The sequence below is a fragment of the Pseudomonas juntendi genome, from assembly GCF_009932375.1.
Classification (GTDB): domain Bacteria; phylum Pseudomonadota; class Gammaproteobacteria; order Pseudomonadales; family Pseudomonadaceae; genus Aquipseudomonas; species Aquipseudomonas juntendi.
The window spans coordinates 1-531 of the sequence record NZ_BLJG01000484.1 but is presented as its reverse complement, the minus strand read 5'-3'; the positions used below and the strand labels follow the sequence as shown (position 1 = coordinate 531).

Genomic DNA, 531 nt, shown 5'->3' with positions numbered 1-531 from the left:
CGGCAAAGGCCGGCACCAGTTCGCCAGCGATGGTATTGCCCATGTCGGTGAACACCAGGTTCAGCTCGGCGTTCGCCTTGGTGAGGCGGGCCGCGTCCTCTACCTGTTTCTGGGTCATGATGCCCAGCTTGTTGCGGGAATCCAGCTGCTTCTCGACCTCGTCGCGCCCCTTCATCAGCAGGCGGATGGTGTTCTCGTCGAAGCCCAGGGCTTGGCCGGCGAGGCGCTGGTTCAGCGGCGTCATCTTCTCGAAGGCGCCGGCGATGTTGGCTAGGGCCTCTGCCGTGTCCTGCGCGCCAATGATAGCGTTCGGGTCCAGGCCCAGCTTGGCTACGTCGCCGAACCAGCCGACGTTACCGGTGGTGGGCGATGCCATCAGGTCCTGGATCTTCTGCATGGCCGCGAAGGCGTCTTGCGCATTCCCGCCCTGGGCGGCCAGTGCTTGGCCCAGCGCCTGCACATTTTGCGTGCTTAGCCCGGTCAGGCGGTTGAAGTTGTCCAGCGCGGTGCCGGCGTTCTTGAAGTGGCCCA

1 protein-coding gene is annotated in these 531 nt (G+C 64.8%); it reads right to left on the bottom strand.

The window, feature by feature from the left end; all coding sequences use genetic code 11:
• A partial coding sequence (locus GYA94_RS26865; protein WP_218031617.1) for a hypothetical protein occupies nt 1-531 on the bottom strand: 531 nt, incomplete at both ends.